16 protein-coding genes are annotated in these 17881 nt (G+C 38.6%); 1 reads left to right on the forward strand and 15 read right to left on the reverse strand.

Annotated elements, in window-relative coordinates; all coding sequences use genetic code 11:
* Window positions 1-147 precede the first annotated feature (147 nt).
* From MT391_RS14620 to murJ, 12 genes are all read right to left on the reverse strand, one after another.
* Complete coding sequence (locus MT391_RS14620; RefSeq protein WP_499498743.1) at window positions 148-4905, reverse strand: pilus assembly protein; 4758 nt, start codon at window positions 4903-4905, stop codon at window positions 148-150.
* On the reverse strand, window positions 4905-5336 hold the full coding sequence (locus MT391_RS14625; RefSeq protein ID WP_499498745.1) for a type IV pilin protein: 432 nt from the start codon (window positions 5334-5336) through the stop codon (window positions 4905-4907). Before MT391_RS14625 ends, MT391_RS14620 begins: the two co-directional genes overlap by 1 nt.
* A gap of 6 nt (window positions 5337-5342) precedes the next feature.
* The gene (locus MT391_RS14630) at window positions 5343-5825 is read right to left on the reverse strand and encodes a pilus assembly PilX family protein (RefSeq protein WP_499498747.1); all 483 of its coding nucleotides are present in this window, start codon (window positions 5823-5825) and stop codon (window positions 5343-5345) included.
* 1 nt (window position 5826) lies between these two features.
* Window positions 5827-6591 (reverse strand): PilW family protein, encoded by a 765-nt coding sequence (locus MT391_RS14635; RefSeq protein ID WP_499498748.1) that lies wholly within the window; start codon window positions 6589-6591, stop codon window positions 5827-5829.
* Window positions 6579-7058 carry a type IV pilus modification protein PilV gene (gene pilV, locus MT391_RS14640; RefSeq protein ID WP_499498750.1) on the reverse strand — a complete coding sequence of 160 codons (480 nt, stop codon included), beginning with the start codon at window positions 7056-7058 and terminating at the stop codon, window positions 6579-6581. Before pilV ends, MT391_RS14635 begins: the two co-directional genes overlap by 13 nt.
* Window positions 7055-7573, reverse strand: a complete 519-nt coding sequence (locus MT391_RS14645; RefSeq protein ID WP_499498751.1) for a GspH/FimT family pseudopilin — start codon at window positions 7571-7573, stop codon at window positions 7055-7057. The genes pilV and MT391_RS14645 overlap by 4 nt, the downstream gene beginning before the upstream one ends.
* 145 nt (window positions 7574-7718) lie before the next feature.
* A complete protein-coding gene (gene ispH / locus MT391_RS14650; RefSeq protein ID WP_499498753.1) occupies window positions 7719-8663 on the reverse strand; it encodes a 4-hydroxy-3-methylbut-2-enyl diphosphate reductase in 945 nt (314 codons plus the stop codon).
* A 23-nt stretch (window positions 8664-8686) separates the two neighbouring features.
* Window positions 8687-9154 (reverse strand): FKBP-type peptidyl-prolyl cis-trans isomerase, encoded by a 468-nt coding sequence (gene fkpB / locus MT391_RS14655; RefSeq protein ID WP_299664506.1) that lies wholly within the window; start codon window positions 9152-9154, stop codon window positions 8687-8689.
* Window positions 9155-9166: 12 nt separating this feature from the next.
* A complete protein-coding gene (gene lspA / locus MT391_RS14660) occupies window positions 9167-9697 on the reverse strand; it encodes a signal peptidase II (protein ID WP_166371765.1) in 531 nt (176 codons plus the stop codon).
* Between the two features lie 120 nt (window positions 9698-9817).
* On the reverse strand, window positions 9818-12652 hold the full coding sequence (ileS, locus tag MT391_RS14665; protein ID WP_499498754.1) for an isoleucine--tRNA ligase: 2835 nt from the start codon (window positions 12650-12652) through the stop codon (window positions 9818-9820).
* A 26-nt stretch (window positions 12653-12678) separates the two neighbouring features.
* Window positions 12679-13623, reverse strand: coding sequence for a bifunctional riboflavin kinase/FAD synthetase (gene ribF, locus MT391_RS14670; protein WP_499498756.1), 945 nt, complete (start codon window positions 13621-13623; stop codon window positions 12679-12681).
* Window positions 13624-13732: 109 nt separating this feature from the next.
* Window positions 13733-15292, reverse strand: a complete 1560-nt coding sequence (murJ, locus tag MT391_RS14675; protein ID WP_499498758.1) for a murein biosynthesis integral membrane protein MurJ — start codon at window positions 15290-15292, stop codon at window positions 13733-13735.
* A 306-nt stretch (window positions 15293-15598) separates the two neighbouring features.
* Between murJ and rpsT the strand changes: the two genes are divergently transcribed.
* Complete coding sequence (gene rpsT, locus MT391_RS14680) at window positions 15599-15859, forward strand: 30S ribosomal protein S20 (protein WP_028867309.1); 261 nt, start codon at window positions 15599-15601, stop codon at window positions 15857-15859.
* 253 nt (window positions 15860-16112) lie between these two features.
* Here rpsT and MT391_RS14685 read toward each other — a convergent pair whose 3' ends face one another.
* The 3 genes from MT391_RS14685 to epmA are packed head-to-tail and all read right to left on the reverse strand — an operon-like array spanning window position 16113 to window position 17679.
* Complete coding sequence (locus MT391_RS14685) at window positions 16113-16373, reverse strand: DUF4404 family protein (RefSeq protein WP_028867308.1); 261 nt, start codon at window positions 16371-16373, stop codon at window positions 16113-16115.
* A gap of 53 nt (window positions 16374-16426) precedes the next feature.
* Window positions 16427-16654, reverse strand: coding sequence for a hypothetical protein (locus MT391_RS14690; RefSeq protein ID WP_299664490.1), 228 nt, complete (start codon window positions 16652-16654; stop codon window positions 16427-16429).
* A 44-nt stretch (window positions 16655-16698) separates the two neighbouring features.
* Entirely contained in the window at window positions 16699-17679 is a 981-nt protein-coding gene (gene epmA, locus MT391_RS14695) for an elongation factor P--(R)-beta-lysine ligase (protein WP_499498760.1), read from the reverse strand.
* Window positions 17680-17881: the final 202 nt, after the last annotated feature.

A 17881-nucleotide genomic window follows, 5' to 3' on the forward strand; every position in this document is an offset into this window, starting at 1 on the left:
GCCTCACTGTATTTAAAATTAGCCAGCTAATGGTAGAGCTTATCTTCTATGATAAGCCTCTCCCAAAATTAAACATGCCATCAAAATACTTTTAACCTAAATCCTACTTTAGCTAGGCTTTCCCCAGCTAAAGCATAACCATTAAAGTTAGTATAAATGTCTCCAACTTAAGCGACCTGTTGCTATCGCTGTGTCGTCAAAACAAATAACTTTACCTGTACTTAATGTAATACAGGTTTTCAAAGCAACCTCATCAGAACCCATCACTTCTTTAGTCGTGCCATCTTCATTTTCAATAATGACTATATTAGGAGACACTACGGACGTCATACCATTACTTACTCCATCTAAAAACTGATTAGAGCTATCATCGGGAATCGATTCATCTTCTGCAGTTAAAGGGTCATCGACCTTAGTCGTGCCTAAGTTCCAAGTTTGCCCTGTATATAAGTTTAACTCCATGTACCAACCTGTTCCTCCAGCTGAACACACATCAGGATTGGGCATTAAGGTAGTGAAACTGACTTTGTTAGCAAACACTAAGCTATTCCCAATCAGCCTTTCACCATAGTTATTAGTATTAGCAACACCTGATTCATCATCTTCGGTATTAATCAGGTCTAAATAAAATCCATTCACAGTAGTCCAATCGACTGGATTGCTTGATAATATTCGATTAGTACTCGTTTCTTTTATAATTGTTTGATTTTGTAATGCGCTAAATACACCTAACGTTCTTGTTGCATTCACAACCGCAGTATCTAACTGATCGGCAATAGCATAAAAACTTTGTGTTGCCTGATTTTCAATATCCGTGTCGTCATTTTCAATATACTTACCCGTACCAAATGCAACTATCACACCACTACCACTTGGATGCCTAGCAACAGAGGGGCGTGTAGTAATAGCTTGAGGCTGATATTTAATACCATCCATAGTTGGACTATATGCGGTAAACAGCGGACTATTATTAACTTTTTTATTACCCCACTCGGTAACGCTTTCATTACTAATATCAAACACCCACATATTACCAAATAGATCCCCCGCATAAATATAATCAGCAATACTATCACCATCATTATCAATGATAGCGGGTTGTGCTAATGCATTAGGTCTACCAGCCCCCGTTGGATCGATTTGACTACCCACACTGAGTTTTTTGATTAAAGCTCCCGTGGTCAAATTAGCAATATAGATAGCCCCATTTGGATCCGTTGAGTTGAAGCCATTCTCAAAAATAACACCTTTTTCCCCGTTATGCAGTTTAACAATAGTGGGAGAAGCAATGCTCTTGCCGATCCCTGCAAAACCAGTGGAATCGGTAGTAATTTCCCACTTCATCATGTTGCCATTTGATGACTTAACTTTAGATACATCAATTGCGTAAAGCCCTTCAACACCAAGACCTAATCTTCCGACTATTGTCGTACGACCCACTTCTTTGGTCTCGCCATCAATCGTAAGCTCAATCTTGTCGGCATCATCTGAGTAAGCAGTAATTCCACCATCAACAGAGTATTCATGGGTATAACTAGTGTGCACTAAATTACCTAGAGCACTATAAACACCACTTGGTATATACGCCACAAGCTCTTCACCATTGTTAGCATCAACAACATGTACCATGCCATCATTAGCACCATAAACTAAAACTTCATCTTCAACCTCATGTCCTTTACCGATAGAAACATTATAAGGGGCGGAATAGATGATATCTCCTAGTCTGCTATTACGCTCTCTAAACTCATAAGCAGTGTCTTCTGCTTCATGTGTTCGTACACCACGAATATAATTAATAGCGGCTTGCATATAAGCAAATTCTTGACTGGCTACATCACTATCAGTTTCAATTTCGTTTTCATTACTATTATTTCCGTTGTTACCATTGTTACCATTGTTACCATTGTTACCATTGTTGCCATTGTTACCATTGTTGCCATTGTTACCATTGTTGCCATTGTTACCATTGTTGCCATTGTTACCATTGTTGCCATTGTTACCATTGTTGCCATTGTTGCCATTGTTACCATTGTTACCATTGTTGCCATTGTTGCCATTGTTACCATTGTTACCATTGTTGTCTTGTTCAGTATCCTCTTGCTCAATATTTCCCGTACTATTAAAGTGACTTAACAACAGACTCGCTTGGTCCGTAGTAAATAAACTACCTAGTTCAGTATCAGGCGCTTTAAATTCAAATACCGTCCCTTGCGCTCCAGCCGCAGCATCGTCACGACGAGAGAATATGTTACGAGTACCAATATCCATCGCATCTAACTGCTCAGCAGCACTCCATGAGGCAGTTGACGGATACTCTCCACTGGTGTTTGCAATATAAGCTTCAACATCACCACTCCAAGCAGATTCTTCAAAGGAAGTTTGATACACCAAACTGCCTACCCTTAAGAAGTTAGACGAAAAAACAGGAGAGGTACTAGCCACATTGCCGTCATAGGCTAAATCAAAGGCAGCAGCTAATTGATACTGTAATTGGCCAGCATTGGTAACAGGGAAATAGTTATCAGGGTCACCATTTTGATCCGCATCCCATTCACTGATAAGGTCTGGTTTTTGGTTATGATTAATATCTGAAAACCCTCCCCACTTAGCCGCATACCAAAGTGGCGAAGGTAAAAAGTCAGCGGCTTTTGTATCACTTGGAAAGAAAACCCTTGTTGCAGTATATCCCAACTTTGTATCACTATCGCTTATATCCCTATTATCATAATTAAGGCTATCAGGTGTATCTAGATAATATTCTACTTCACGACCACCTCGATCTTTAACTTCTAAAAAGGTGTTATCATTGGTTGTACCAGAAATAACATACCCAGCATGCTGGTCTATCCCACCTGCCGCATAAGTAGAGTCTAGTGTAATTTCAACCCCTTTAGCTGTCTCGCTACAAGTATCATTGCTGTATGTTTTACAAAGATTATCTTTTACTTCATAGGTATACTTAACAATCATATCCATATCATGATCAGCACCTTGTTCAACATCTTCAAAGTTGATACGAAATATACCTTTGCTAGAGCTAATCGATTCAATATACCAATCTACAATTGTATTTGTCGGTTGAAACTCATTTTTACCTTTCTTAATACTGTTTCCACCAACCGATTTTGCAAATGGAATTATTTTAATAATATCGTCATCAATGTTCACTTTAATTTCAGGTAAGTTTGAAGCTAAAGCCACCACCATAGAGGTGACTTTTTGGTCATTGGCTTTACTTGTATGGATATCATTTTTGTGGCCATAATAAGCAACGGCCGCAGAGCTATAACTACCTTTTTTAGTGGGTTCAGCAGGTGCGAGTCCTCGTACATAAGCCAACCCTGTAATCTCTTTGGCCGTAGGCACACCATCATTATTTGTACCTGATTGCCCGATAAAAAATTGCCCGCTGGTTTTATTTTCAGTCGAAGAAATAATATCTAATAAATTACTTACACTAAAATCAGGCAGTGTAGTGCCATCGTAAGTAGCGTAAAACTCGCTGTAGACACCAGGCAATTGATCGGAATCATAGGAAGGATTAATATCACTGATTAGTAAGGCATTTGGGCGAGAACAGGTCCCTTTGTCATCATAGGGGTCGTCCCAATCTGATGTAGATAATGAAAGACTTTCATCATAACCTAGTTCAGAGTCTGCATAGTCATAACTGCCGCTAGCAGTTCCAACTCCAGAGAAATAACGCATGGTTTCATAAAGCATTTCACCTATTGGATTCCCCCAAGAAGCACACTCACCTTCATTGATCGCACGAGTTGTTATCCACCCGCATCTGGTCCTATAAGATTGATCGCTATACCTAAAACCATGAACTCTTAATTTATTAATAGTTGCTACTATCCCATCAGAAACTGATGTGAATTGCCCAGTATTTACATTAACTTCCGTGGAAAATTGACTAATTGCTTTTCTAAGTACACCACCCGATAAATTTTTGTTATAACTCCCTGTTAATAAACCAAATAGCATTTGGTTTTTTTCACCATAGTCATGTAATAGCCCAGTCGGTTTAAAGTTACCATTTGGATTACCTTCTGGATAAACCCTACAATTATTTCCATCTGTAAAGCCACTTTTACAAACTTCAACCCTCACCACATAACTGTCAACCTTAGACTGTGTTCCACCACTCGAACGAAGAACAGGACCTTCTGTCGATGCCCAATTCCAAATACCTGGGTCACTACCTCCATAACTTGCATTTTGGCGTACTCGTAAAATTGGTGCGTCAGTTAAACTGTTATAAGTAACAGAACCAAAAAAGTGCTGCTTACCTGAACTTGGCACTGACAAAGGCGCGTAATCAGCAATATCATACCCATCGACCTCTATTGAGGTGTAGGCTTTAGCCCAACTATGTGCATCTTGTGGAATAAATACACGTTCTAATACTGTTTCACCTTCAGTATCAGTACTTCGAGTGCCACCATAAAGTACTTTTCTCAGTACATCCATGCGTGTCATGGTTAGGTAATTAAGAAAGTTACCACTCCATTCTTCAGACGCTGTACAGGTATCGGCAACTCTTTGCGGAACAAATACCTTAGACTCAGGTTTATAACAATACCTAGAATCAAAATATCCTTCATAGGCATAATCAGGCATAAACTTAATATCGAGAGTGCCATCACCATCCAAGTCGGATGCATCATTATAAGCTTCATAATAAAGTGTATGGTCTCTGCCCATCACTAGCATCATCATTGGTGATTCTGTCGTGCCCGTATAAAGAGGCTTAGTCGCTAAATCTAAATCAGCTGCATTGACTGACGTTACCATCAGTAGCAGTGCTGATGACACTAGCAAGGTTGACGACAACAACTGCGTTGCTGGTGGTATATTTCCGTTTAATAATTTATTCATCATAATGTCCTTATTCATTACCAACACCCGCTTGTACTTGCCGTTGTACTGCCCGTTTGTGTGATTTTTAATGTGCCACATGTGTCGTTGGCTTGTGTGCTTTTAGGTATTGCAGATAATGTGAATGTAGTGCTACTCGACGATGCGCTTAAATTATAGTATTGGCTAAAGTCATCTGAGGTGGTAAATGAGGTGAGAGCAGCACCAGATACTACGCTAGTGTAATTAAAATTCATTGCGTAAGCGCTTTCCATCATTTGTGAAGCTTCTAGTAATGTGCGTACTGCCTCTTGGCGCCGAGTTTTCTGCATAACACCGGTATAACTAGGGTAAGCAATAGACGCCAGAATACCCACAATCGCCATTACCACCATCAATTCAAGTAAAGTAAAGCCTGCACTTGATTTTTTATTAAGCTTTGTATTACGCCTTGTATTGTGTTTTGTCATTGTTAATTACTCCAGTATTGCGTAATAACTTTGTAAATAAGCGACTGCTTGCCCTTTACCCTGTGCTTTTGCAGTCACACGGTAAAATCGTCGTTGAATTGCATTTGTGCCTAACATTAAACTTTCATCGAGACCATCGTCCTGCAGAAGATAAACAGGGGAACCTTCTAGACCTATGCTAACTATTTTTTGATTTTGCCAATTGCTCTCTTGATGCCACCAATTATCAGATCTCGTGGTATCAGTAACAAGGTTCCCTTTGAGATTCTCTGGTTCTAGATAGTTAAATAGAATAAATTTATGCGCCTCTGAAAGAGCGGACTCTGCATTATTAACACTCGATATATGATCGTAATTAACAGAGCTTACTCTTCTTAAGGCAATCACTTGCTTGCTAACAGCCACTCCCAATATAGATATCACTAACACCATCAATAATGACGTAATTAACGCGGCGCCATATTGGCCTCTTTTCGACATACCATTCATATTAATTGCCTTTATTTCTAATAAGCACAGTTTCCATCACCACAGATCGATAATTAGTATCATTGGCAGCACTGATCGTTTGATTAAAAAGCTTATAAGCGTTGCTATTAATTAAGCCATGAGCAGATACATTTTGTGATAAAAGTAAGCCAATTTTAATGCGATCAATATCATTCCAATCGGTCATTGTTGCAGCCGTAAAATAACGCGTGTTGTTATCTGTTGTGCCATACAGCAACTCTAAGAACTCTACATTTTCATCTAATATAATCGCTGCATTAGCGTTATCCTGACAGACTAATTGATTATTAGTATTTACATAGAGAGTGATCTCGTGAAGAGTACTATTACCAACATCACTGCCATTACAGGAAATAACACCACTTTGTGCAGATCCTAAAAAACGTAATACTAAAATATCAGACCCCGCCTTTTCATCGGTAAGCACAGTTGAAGCGGTCATTCCTTGTATCGTTTGCCTTGAAATCCAATTCACACCAGCAGAAGAAAGTCCGACGCCAAACGGTGAGCTATTTCGTAGTGTTGCGATATCTCTAAATCCAGCTTGTTGGATGTAAAGACGCATTGTTTGCACCGCCATTCTACTTTTTGCCGTTAACGCTTGAGTACTGCGCACAGATTCATAGGCGCGCATATCGCCCATCACCGAATAAAAAAGCCCAGCTACAATAAGCAATGAGATGACCATAGCGATCATCAGCTCAATTAAGCTAAAACCTTGATTATATTTTCTTAAGGGATCCATATACTTAGACTACCACATTGATATGAATTAGGATTTCCAGCATCGCACACTGTGCTGCTTGCACCTGTTTTTGCGGCATCCCAAATTAAAGTTAAGGTGTAAACACTACCATTATTAACAATAGAGAAACTGGGAGAAGGTAAACTACCTCGTAAATGATTAAACCATTCTGCTAGTTCAGCCGTTGCAAATTCGTTATCGGAACAGGTGACTAAAGAACAATTTTTAGCGGTAACAATGACATTGCCAGCAAGGTTATCTTTAATAAAACTAGGAGCAAGATCAGCGTTTGCTCTTAATCTTTGCGCTAAGTCTGTTAGTGCTATATTGGCCGTTTGTGTAAAACTAGCTCGTTGTGCCATGTCCATTGATTTTGCCTGCATTTTAGCGTGACCAAGTACGCCTACGGCAACAATAATGAGTGCAATCAAAACCTCAATCAGTGTGAAACCTTTATAACTACTCATGAGCAACTCCCCGTGGCATTAGCAAAGCTAACACGGCCCATTACACTGAGTTGAATTTGATACACTACTGAATTATCGAGGTTACTACAGATTTGAAATGTGTTAGCTGTTGCATGCCCCGTCGGAGAAAACCTAACTTGAGCAACATCACTTTTCATTGAATCGGTCTTAGAAGTGAGATGGGCAATAATGATATCGCCATTACTTAGATCTAAACTTGCATCTTTATCTTCATAAACTAGCCAGTTATTTCCCCAATCGGTGGTATTAGTACAACTGCTACCGTCAGATGTTGGGCAGAGATAGACAATAAAACCTTCGCTTTGTGCTTTTTCTTTCGCGCTATAAATCGAGCTCACTAATGCATCACGTGTGGCACGTGTTTTACTTGATTCAATCAAATTAGCAAACGAAGGCACAACAATACTTAATAGAATCGCAGCGATTGCAATGGTTATAATGAGCTCAACTAAGGTAAAACCTTGGTCTTTTTTGTGGGTAGTAAAACGCGTCATAACACCCTTAGTATAAAAATAAATAGATGAACATAATGACCTCAATCAAGGTCATTATTTATACTAGTCTAAATACTTAAAAATACCTAAAAAGTGTTAGCAAAAATGCGATGTTATTTAATTATTAAAAAAATATGCAAAAATATTAATCTACTTGTTTAATACGTAATTCAGCTGGTACTTCAAATACCGTGTTTTCTTCAACACCGGGATTTTCAATAACCACATCACCACCTATTTTTTGTAACTTTCGAATAACCGCTTGTACTAGTACATCCGGAGCAGATGCGCCAGCCGTTACGCCTACTGTTTGTACATTCTCAAACCATTCATCTTTAATACCAAATTCATTATCAATTAAGTATGATGTGACACCAACACTGGCTGATTTTTCACGCAAACGATTGGAATTAGATGAATTAGTCGAGCCAACAACTAGGACTAGATCTGTTTTATCAGCGAGATCTTTAACTGCATCCTGTCGGTTTTGAGTCGCATAGCAAATATCATTTTTTCGAGGGCCTTCGATACTTGGAAATTTAACCCGCAATGCATCAATAACATGCGCAGTATCATCAACTGATAAAGTCGTTTGAGAGCTATAGCACAAGCTAGCTGGATTTTTTACTTCCAGTAAAGCCACATCTTCAGGTGACTCCACAAGATAAATACCACCTTCCTCACTATCGTATTGCCCCATCGTACCGATAACTTCTGGATGGCCTTGATGACCAATCAAAATACACTCTTGATGACGACGACTAGCTCGTGTGACCTCCATATGTACTTTAGTCACTAATGGGCAAGTCGCATCAAATACTTTTAATGCACGACGTTTTGCTTCTTCGCGTACACTTTGCGCCACACCGTGCGCACTGAAAATAACAATATTATTGTCGGGTACTTCATCAAGTTCTTCAACAAAGACCGCACCACGCGCTTTTAAATCATCAACCACATATTGATTATGAACAACTTCATGGCGCACATAGATAGGGGCAGGAAAAAGCTCTAACGCACGTTCAACAATATTGATCGCACGGTGTACTCCTGCACAAAAACCACGAGGATTAGCTAAAATAATTTTCATAATGCTCTCAATATTTCAGTTATTTATAAAACTTCTAAGACGTCAACGTCAAAAGTTACTGTTTGTCCTGCGAGTGGGTGGTTAAAATCAACAGTCACACTATCCGCCACTATTTCACGAATAATACCTGGAATTTCATTACCGTCCGGCTGCGTAAAGCTAATGATGGTCCCTATTTCTGCAGGCACATCGGAAGAGAATTTGCTGAGCTCAATATAATGAAAGTTATCTGGATTCGGTAATCCAAAAGCAGACTCAGGCGCAAGCGTAAAACTCTGCGAATCCCCTTCCGTCAAACCTAACAGACACTCTTCAAAACCGGGTGTTAAGCTACCGTCACCCATTACAAATTTAGCCGGCTTATTATCGACCTTAGTACTATCAACGGCAGAACCATCTGTAAGCTTAATTGAAAAGTGCATTAAAACTTCACTATCTGCAGTGATCACTTTGCTATTCTTGACTGTTTCATTGGCCATTTTTACTGTCATTACTATTATTCCTTATTTGTTCTCGTTTGCTTGTTTTTCACGCTTTTCGGCCCACAGTAGTGCATCGATAATAATCATTGCAGCACCAATAAAAATAGCAATATCCGCCACATTAAATGTTGGCCAACGATAAAAACCTAAATCAAAATCTAAAAAGTCGACCACATAACCAAACATTAAACGGTCCATTACATTGCCTATCGCACCAGATAAAATAAGAGCATATGCACTATTCATCCAACGGTGAGTTGCACTTGTGGTTTTCATTGAATACAAAAGATAAGCAGAAACTACAAAAGCAATCGCTGTGAATAAGTACTTCTGCCAACCTCCCGCATCACCTAAGAAACTAAAAGCGGCACCATAGTTACGTGCATAGGTAAAATTAAAGAAGGATAAAACCTCATAGGATTCATACAAATCTAACATTTGTATCGTCAAATATTTAGTCACTTGATCAATAATTAAAACCACAACAGTTAACCATAAACAAGATAAACCAGAACGTAAACTAACGTTAGAGGATGTTGATTTCTGTGTCATTGATATTCCCAAATAATGGTGATGGCAAAGATTAAAAAAAACGCCTCAAATCATTTTCATAACCAAGGCGTTTAGTCAAAATGCATTTAATATAAACGCATTAATGTATGTTATTGCCTATTAAGCAAATTGGCGAGTTTCACCTTCACCGTCAACGTTGGTAATACAACGTCCACATAACTCAGGGTGTTTCTCATCTTGACCAACTTCTTCACGATGATGCCAACAACGATCACACTTAGCCGCAGCACTTTTTTGTACTTGTACCGATAAGCCTTTTAATTCTGTTGCAACCGCATCAGCAGGCGCATCAGAAAAAGGTTTAACTGTAGCTTGTGAAGTAATTAGTACAAAACGTAATTCGTCTTCTAAGGTATTCAGTAACGCACTGATTTCATCTGAAGCATATAAAGTGACTTCAGCTTCTAACCCACCGCCAATCACTGCTTCTTTACGTGCAAGCTCTAAAGCTTTATTCGCTTCAGCACGAATCGCAATCAACTGAGTCCATTTATCATTACTGATCACTTCGCTATCAGATAAACCAAACAAACCTTCATACCAAGTTTCAGTAAATACAAATTCATTACGCTCACCCGGTAAACGGCCCCAGATTTCATCAGCAGTGAAGCTTAGAATTGGCGCAATCAAACGCACTAGAGATTCAACAATATGATACAGCGCAGTTTGACAGCTTAAATGAGCATTACTGCCTGTTTTAGCTGTGTACTGGCGATCTTTAATAATGTCTAAGTAGAAACTACCTAAGTCAATTGAACAGAAGTGCATTAGTTTTTGATAAACAACATGTAGGTTGTAATTGTCGTAAGCTTCAATTACTTCATTTTGTAACGTTAAGGCTTTAGCAACAATCCAACGATCCAACGCAACCATCTCTTCTGGCGCCACTAAATCAGTTTGCGGATCAAAACCATTCAAGTTCGATAATAAGAAACGTGATGTATTACGAATACGGCGGTAACTATCTGCACTACGGTTCAGTATTTCATCAGAAACGGTAATTTCGCCAGTGTAATCCGTAGAAGCAACCCATAAACGTAAAATATCAGCACCTAGGTCATTCATCACCGTTTGTGGAGACATAACGTTGCCCAATGATTTAGACATTTTCTTACCATCGCCATCAACCACAAAACCATGTGTTAATACTTCTTTATATGGCGCTACGCCGTTGATTGCAGTACTGGTTAACAATGAAGATTGGAACCAACCACGATGTTGATCTGAACCTTCTAAATACAAATCAGCCGTAGCTTGAGAACCATCTGGTTGTGTATATTCTTCGCGTACACCGACAACTGACGCATGTGTAGTGCCAGAGTCAAACCAAACATCTAACGTATCAGTCACTTTACGGAACTGCTCTGCTTCAAAACCCAAAATAGATTCTGGCTCTAAATCGAACCAAGCTTGAATACCTTCTTTTTCGATTTTTTGTGCAATCAACTCCATCATTTCAATAGAGTTCTCGTGCAATTCATCGGTTTCTTTATTAACAAATAAAGTGATTGGTACACCCCAAGTGCGTTGGCGTGAAACACACCAGTCAGGACGTCCTTCAATCATTTTTTCAATACGGTTTTGGCCCCAGCTTGGGATCCATTTAACGTCTTTAATTTCTGATAATGCGCTATCACGTAAGCCTTTTTGATCCATAGAGATAAACCATTGAGGTGTCGCTCGGAAGATGATTGGTGTTTTATGTCTCCAACAATGCGGGTAGCTATGCTTAATATTAACATGATGGATTAATGCATTACGTTCAGTTAAGACTTCCAATACTTTATCGTTGGCTTTAAATACATGCAAACCAGCAAAGAATTCAGTGTCTTCACGGAAAACACCATTGTCACCAACAGGATTAGCAACTTCTAGTTCGTATTTTAAACCCGCAGAATAATCGTCTTGACCATGTCCAGGAGCTGTATGAACACAACCAGTACCCGCATCGATAGTCACGTGGTCAGCAACAATGGCTGGCACTTGTAATGCTAAGAACGGATGTTGGAATAACTGTTTCTCTAGCTCAGCGCCTTTAGTGATAGCTAACGTAGTAAAGTTTTCGATACCGTAACGTGCCATACAGTCAGCCACTAAATCGGTCGCTAAGATCAAACGACGTTCGCCGGCTTGTACTAATGAGTATTCAACTTTTGCAGCAAGTGCAATGGCACGGTTAGCTGGCAGTGTCCAAGGTGTTGTTGTCCAAATAACAGCAGAAATATCGCCATGACCAAAGTCATCGGCTTGCTTTTCAAAACACGCTAAAACTGCATCAACATCAACCGCATTAAAGGCAACGTCGATTGCTGGCGATAATTTATCTTCATACTCAACTTCTGCTTCTGCTAAGGCAGATCCACAATCTGTACACCAATGAACAGGTTTTGAGCCTTTGTGTAGATGATCATTTTTAATGATATTCGCTAGCGCACGAACAATATTTGCTTCTGTTTTAAAGTTCATGGTTAGGTATGGGTTATCCCACTCACCTAATACACCTAAACGTTTAAAGTCTTTACGTTGGCCGTCGACCTGACGCGCAGCGTATTCACGACACTTAACACGGAACTCAGCAGCCGTTAGCTTTTTACCTGGCTTACCGTGCTTTTGCTCAACTTTAAGTTCGATAGGTAAACCATGACAATCCCAACCAGGAATGTAGGGTGCATCGAAATCAGATAATGTTTTAGATTTAACAATAATATCTTTTAGAATTTTATTAACCGAGTGACCGATATGAATATCGCCATTTGCATAGGGAGGTCCATCATGCAGAATAAATGTCTTTTTACCTTTCTTGGCAGCACGAATCTTGCCGTAAAGATCCTGTTTGTACCAATTTTTAAGCATGTTAGGCTCACGATTAGCCAAGTTTGCACGCATCGGGAAACCAGTTTTTGGTAAATTTAATGTACTTTTGTAATCACTCATCGGTTTTTATTCCATCTAACGATTTATTAATTAAGCTGATGCCATGCTCTAGCTTGCTGAATATCTTTATCAATCTGTATTTTTAGTTCTGCGAATGAATCAAAACGAACTTCATCGCGTAATTTTTTCTCAAGTAACACTTCAAGGTGACGACCGTATAAGTCACCTTCAAAATCAAATATATGTACTTCTAATTGCTGTCTTTCACCATTCACAGTGGGACGACAACCAATATTTGCGACACCTCGATAAACTTGTTGATCAGTGCCTTCTACATTCACACCAAGTACTGACACAACAAACACACCCGATACGGGTGAAACACGGCGTTTTAAAAATAAATTAGCAGTCGGCACCCCGATTGTACGGCCCAACTTTTTACCATGTCCAACACGACCAGCAATACTATATTTCCTGCCTAGCATTTGCTCTACTTGTTGTAATTGGCCTTTTGCTAATGCGCTACGTATCCGCGTGCTACTAACACGACAAGCATCTTGTGACAGACTTCTTGTATCAACGACTTCAAAGCCATATTTCTCGCCAGCTTCTTTTAGTAATGCAAAATCACCTAAGCGTTGATAACCAAAATGAAAATCATCGCCAATCACTAAGAACTTAACATTGAGTTTTTTAATTAATAACTGCTCAATAAAATCATTCGCACTGAGATTAGCAAATTCATGTGTAAAGGACACACACAGTAAACTATCTAAGTCTAATTTTTCAAGCTGTACGAATTTATCACGTAAACGACTTAATCGACCTGGGGCATTTTTACCTGCAAATAATTCAGCGGGCTGCGGCTCAAAGGTCATGACAGTGGCAGGCACTTGTAAACGTTTAGCTTCTTTTAACAAACGAGATAAAACAGCATGGTGTCCAAGATGGATGCCATCGAAGTTGCCAATGCTCAACACACAACCTTGTGGTTGATGTTGTAGATTATGAATTCCGCGTATTAATTCCATGATAATGTCATAATTAATTGCCAAAAATAGCGTTGAAAATATAAAAGAGCTGATTATATATTAAGGTTGCAAAGTAATCAGCTTTCATTTTAGCGATTTAGCATTAAATCTAGCGACTTACTTTAAAATGATGGAGTCGTAATCCAAAAATAAAGTTGCTCACTAAATAAAGCGCTGCACCTCCTAAAATTAATGCGATTAGTTGCATTGCTGACTCAAGTAAACCAAAGTCAGCCCACATGACAAGACTAGGCGTCATATACAGCAAACCTGCAACCATCACTAAACCTGACGCTATAATTCGTATTAATACAGCAACACTGCCTTTTTGCACTTGATAGACGCCGCTTTTATATAAACCAAACCATAATAATCCTGCATTTAACGTAGCAGATAATGAGGTTGCGATGGCTAACCCAACATAGCCAAAAGGTACTGCAAAAATAACATTTAATACCATATTACTGACCATCGCAATAATACCGAATTTAACCGGCGTTTTTGTATCTTGGCGAGAGTAATAACCTGGCGCGAGGACTTTAACGAGCATAAAACTTAATAAGCCACTAGCATAAGCCCACAAACTCATCGCCGACATACTGACATCTTGTATATCAAATTCACCGCGCATAAATAAAACACGCAACATAGGCTCAGCGAGTATCATTAAGCCCAACATGGCAGGAAAACCTAAGAAACATACACTGCGGATCCCCCAATCGATGGTTTTAGCAAAAGCTTGTGGTGATTGATTAACATGCGAGGAAGATAAACTCGGTAATATTACCGTTGCAATGGCGATCCCAAATAAACCCAATGGAAATTCTAATAGACGGTCTGAATAATATAACCAACTGATGGAGCCTGTTTGTAAAAAACTGGCGATAAAAGTATCTAATAATAAGTTAATTTGGCTAACAGACACCCCGAACAAAGCAGGTATCATCAAAGTTCTTATTTTAACCACCCCAGGATGGTGCCATTGCCAACTAGGTTTAACTAATAATTTTTCTTTTTTCAAGAATGGAATTTGGAAGAAAAACTGAATCGCGCCACCTAATAACACACCAACCGCTAAACCGATTTCAGGTTGTTGAAGTTGTGGAGAAAGGAAAATAGCACAGCCAATAATAGCGATATTTAAAAATACCGGTGTAAAAGCGGCCACCGCAAATTTACCAAGCGTATTCAGGATGGCACCAGAAAGTGCAGTAAAAGTAATGAACCATAAATATGGAAAAGTAATTTTTAGCATATCGGAGGCAAGTTCAAACTTAAACGCATCTGCGCCACCGTTCCACCACTCTAGAAACCAACCAAAACCAAACAACGCAGTGATAACAGAGGAACCTAAAACACCTAAAATAGTAATAACGGTAACAATTGTGCCTAAAGTACCTGAAACTGCTGAAATTAGATCTTTTACTTGATCACGTGATTGTGTTTTTTCATATTCAGTTAATACCGGAACAAAAGCTTGTGCAAATGCACCCTCTGCAAATAAACGACGTAAAAAGTTTGGAATTTTATTCGCGAAGAAAAATAAATCAGCGGCTGCACCCGCGCCCATTAAATTAGCTATTACGATGTCTCGGACTAACCCCAAAACTCGCGAAATTAATGTCATTGAACTGACGATCATGCCTGATTTTATTAGCTTTTTACTCACACTTTAATTCCTACGCGCTTGGATGAGATATAACTCATTTAATTAAGAGATGTTAATGAGGGTGCTAAAATACACCTTTTAATTAAATTTAATAGCGTTAACTGCCGATATATCAAGCAATCATGCGACTCTAAATTTGCATCTGTAATTGGTTGAGTATAAAATGCGCGCAGTTTAACCATCCACCTGGTTTGTTGCCAGTTCTTTTATTGGTTAATAAAAAACCATTTGACAATATACGTGTTACAGGGCATATTCCACGACCTTTGATTATCCCTTGTTATACAGAATTTAGGAGTTAAGGTCTTGGCTAATATCAAGTCTGCTAAAAAACGTGCTTTATTATCTGAAAAAAGCCGTAAACATAATGCAAGTCGTCGTACAATGATGCGTACTTTCATCAAGAAAGTTGTTGTTGCAATCGAAGCTGCAAACAAAGAACTAGCTACGGCTGAGTTCGTTAAATTACAATCAGTTTTAGATGCTTACGCAACTAAAGGTCTGATCAGCAAAAACATGGCTGCTCGTAAGAAAAGTCGTCTTTCTGCTAAAATTAAAGCGCTTTAATTCTTATTTAAGAATTAGCTCTTTATGAAGCTTATTAAAAAACCGACCTAGTGTCGGTTTTTTTATAACTAAAATTCGTATCATGCTCATTTAAACAACTAAATTGCCCTCTTTCACCTGAGCTAAACATAAATAACTCGCATAAATAATTTACACGAGTACTTATATAAATAAATTAGCCCTGAGCATTCACTCTTTATCTTAGTAAATTTTACTCACTTTTATTTACGTGCCGAGTAACCACAGAGTTTGATTAAATACCCATTCCTGATAAAGCATTAATTAAATCTTTAACCACTTTACCTACCACTGGATTAGTTTCTTCAAACATAAGTAATTGTTCAGTTATTTTTTTATCTCTGATTAATTGTGCAGGATCACGAGAGCGGATAGCTAATTGTAATTGGTCATGTACTTTTTGTAATTCACCGGCCGTACATTCGTCAGCCACCACACCATCAGCTAAGACTTCTGACAATTTATCAAATTCGGATTGCACTTTTTTAATTGGCATAGACACCTCTTTTTCAATAATAGATAAATACAGGACTTATTTTCAGTGTAGCATCAGTCCTTTACCGTCACCTTTAAAAAATGGTCAATCAAACGAGCAAATACTAAAAAGATGATCACAAACAGAATACTTAACACAATAAGCCCTACTTTAGACCAACTTTCCTGACCATAAGCCTGTAAAAATAAGCTCGATAGATAAATAGCAAGTAACCAATAAATAATACGTAACAGATAAGACCAAATAGGATAGCTCTTATCGGTTAACCATAACTTTGCCATTTTTTATTCCCTGTATTTTGTTCAAGCTATTTTGTGCTTTAAGATTAAGCATTATCAACGCTAAAGCTCAATACATCATTAATATGAGATTGTTTGCTCGATAACATTAACAACCTATCTAACCCTAACGCCACTCCGGCACAGTCAGGCAAATGATCTAAGCAAGCAACAAATTTATGATCGATCGGCATTTCAGCTAACTTCATTTGTTGTCGTAATTGGTTATCAGCTTGAAAACGGCTTAGTTGCTCTTTGCTACTATTTAACTCATAAAAACCATTCGCGAGTTCAACACTTTTATAATACACCTCAAAACGATCAGCAACACGTGGATCTTTTTTATTAATTCTTGCTAATGCAGCCTGTGAAGCAGGAAAGTCATAAACAAAACATGGCACCTCTTGGCCTATTTTACATTCGATGGCAATACAAAATAACAATTGTAAAATGGTATCTTTATCGGTTTCATTATCCAGTACTTCACCTAGTTGCAGATGCGCCCCAGCAGATTTAAGTTCGGTAATTGTTGCCGTTAAAGGGTCTACATTTAAATGCGTTAAAAAGGCTTGTTGATAAGTGCAACGTAGCGGCGTGTCACAGTGTAAAATACCACTGAGCAAGATAGACATTTCATCCATCAACTGATGGTGATCAAAGCCAACTCGGTACCATTCTAATAAAGAGAATTCAGGGTTATGAAAACGTCCCGATTCTTCATTTCTATAAACTTTTGAGATCTGATAAATACAGCCACTACCAGCAGCAAGTAAGCGTTTCATATGAAACTCGGGTGATGTTTGTAAATACAAAGCCACGCCACCATCAACCAGAGGTTTATCACTAATATTACGGCCTACAAACTTTGTTTTAAAACATTGTAAATGTACATCCGTAACGCCTGCTTGGCTTAAAGAAGGAGTTTCAACTTCCAATACTTGCCGTTCGCTAAAAAACTCTCTGATTGTTTTTAGCATATCGGCACGTGCCTGTAATTGTGCTAATGAGGCACTTGGTAACCAATTCATTTTGTTTCCTTTTTTGAGCGCAAGCTTGATAGTAATGAGACTCATAAATAGTGCTTTAAAAACATTAAAAAGGAAACAATTATAAGAAAGATTAAAGCGATTAACGTTTATCAACATGGCTTGATTTTGATCTTGCCATTCATAAAAACAAGCTCATAAATTTTACGAAAAAGATATTACCAAGCACACACTTTTATAAACA

The organism is Vibrio sp. 1-Bac 57, assembly GCF_037546855.1.
Lineage (GTDB): Bacteria > Pseudomonadota > Gammaproteobacteria > Enterobacterales > Psychromonadaceae > Psychromonas.

What these genes read in the sequence shown, in the direction of transcription:
- MT391_RS14630 (WP_499498747.1), bottom strand. Translation starts at nt 5,825, where the DNA reads ATGAATGGTATGTCGAAAAGAGGCCAATATGGCGCCGCGTTAATTACG.
- MT391_RS14625 (WP_499498745.1), bottom strand. Translation starts at nt 5,336, where the DNA reads ATGACAAAACACAATACAAGGCGTAATACAAAGCTTAATAAAAAATCA.
- MT391_RS14645 (WP_499498751.1), bottom strand. Translation starts at nt 7,573, where the DNA reads ATGACGCGTTTTACTACCCACAAAAAAGACCAAGGTTTTACCTTAGTT.
- ispH (WP_499498753.1), bottom strand. Translation starts at nt 8,663, where the DNA reads ATGAAAATTATTTTAGCTAATCCTCGTGGTTTTTGTGCAGGAGTACAC.
- MT391_RS14685 (WP_028867308.1), bottom strand. Translation starts at nt 16,373, where the DNA reads ATGCCAATTAAAAAAGTGCAATCCGAATTTGATAAATTGTCAGAAGTC.
- MT391_RS14635 (WP_499498748.1), bottom strand. Translation starts at nt 6,591, where the DNA reads ATGGATCCCTTAAGAAAATATAATCAAGGTTTTAGCTTAATTGAGCTG.
- fkpB (WP_299664506.1), bottom strand. Translation starts at nt 9,154, where the DNA reads ATGACAGTAAAAATGGCCAATGAAACAGTCAAGAATAGCAAAGTGATC.
- MT391_RS14620 (WP_499498743.1), bottom strand. Translation starts at nt 4,905, where the DNA reads ATGAATAAGGACATTATGATGAATAAATTATTAAACGGAAATATACCA.
- ribF (WP_499498756.1), bottom strand. Translation starts at nt 13,623, where the DNA reads ATGGAATTAATACGCGGAATTCATAATCTACAACATCAACCACAAGGT.
- epmA (WP_499498760.1), bottom strand. Translation starts at nt 17,679, where the DNA reads ATGAATTGGTTACCAAGTGCCTCATTAGCACAATTACAGGCACGTGCC.
- ileS (WP_499498754.1), bottom strand. Translation starts at nt 12,652, where the DNA reads ATGAGTGATTACAAAAGTACATTAAATTTACCAAAAACTGGTTTCCCG.
- pilV (WP_499498750.1), bottom strand. Translation starts at nt 7,058, where the DNA reads ATGAGTAGTTATAAAGGTTTCACACTGATTGAGGTTTTGATTGCACTC.
- MT391_RS14690 (WP_299664490.1), bottom strand. Translation starts at nt 16,654, where the DNA reads ATGGCAAAGTTATGGTTAACCGATAAGAGCTATCCTATTTGGTCTTAT.
- lspA (WP_166371765.1), bottom strand. Translation starts at nt 9,697, where the DNA reads ATGACACAGAAATCAACATCCTCTAACGTTAGTTTACGTTCTGGTTTA.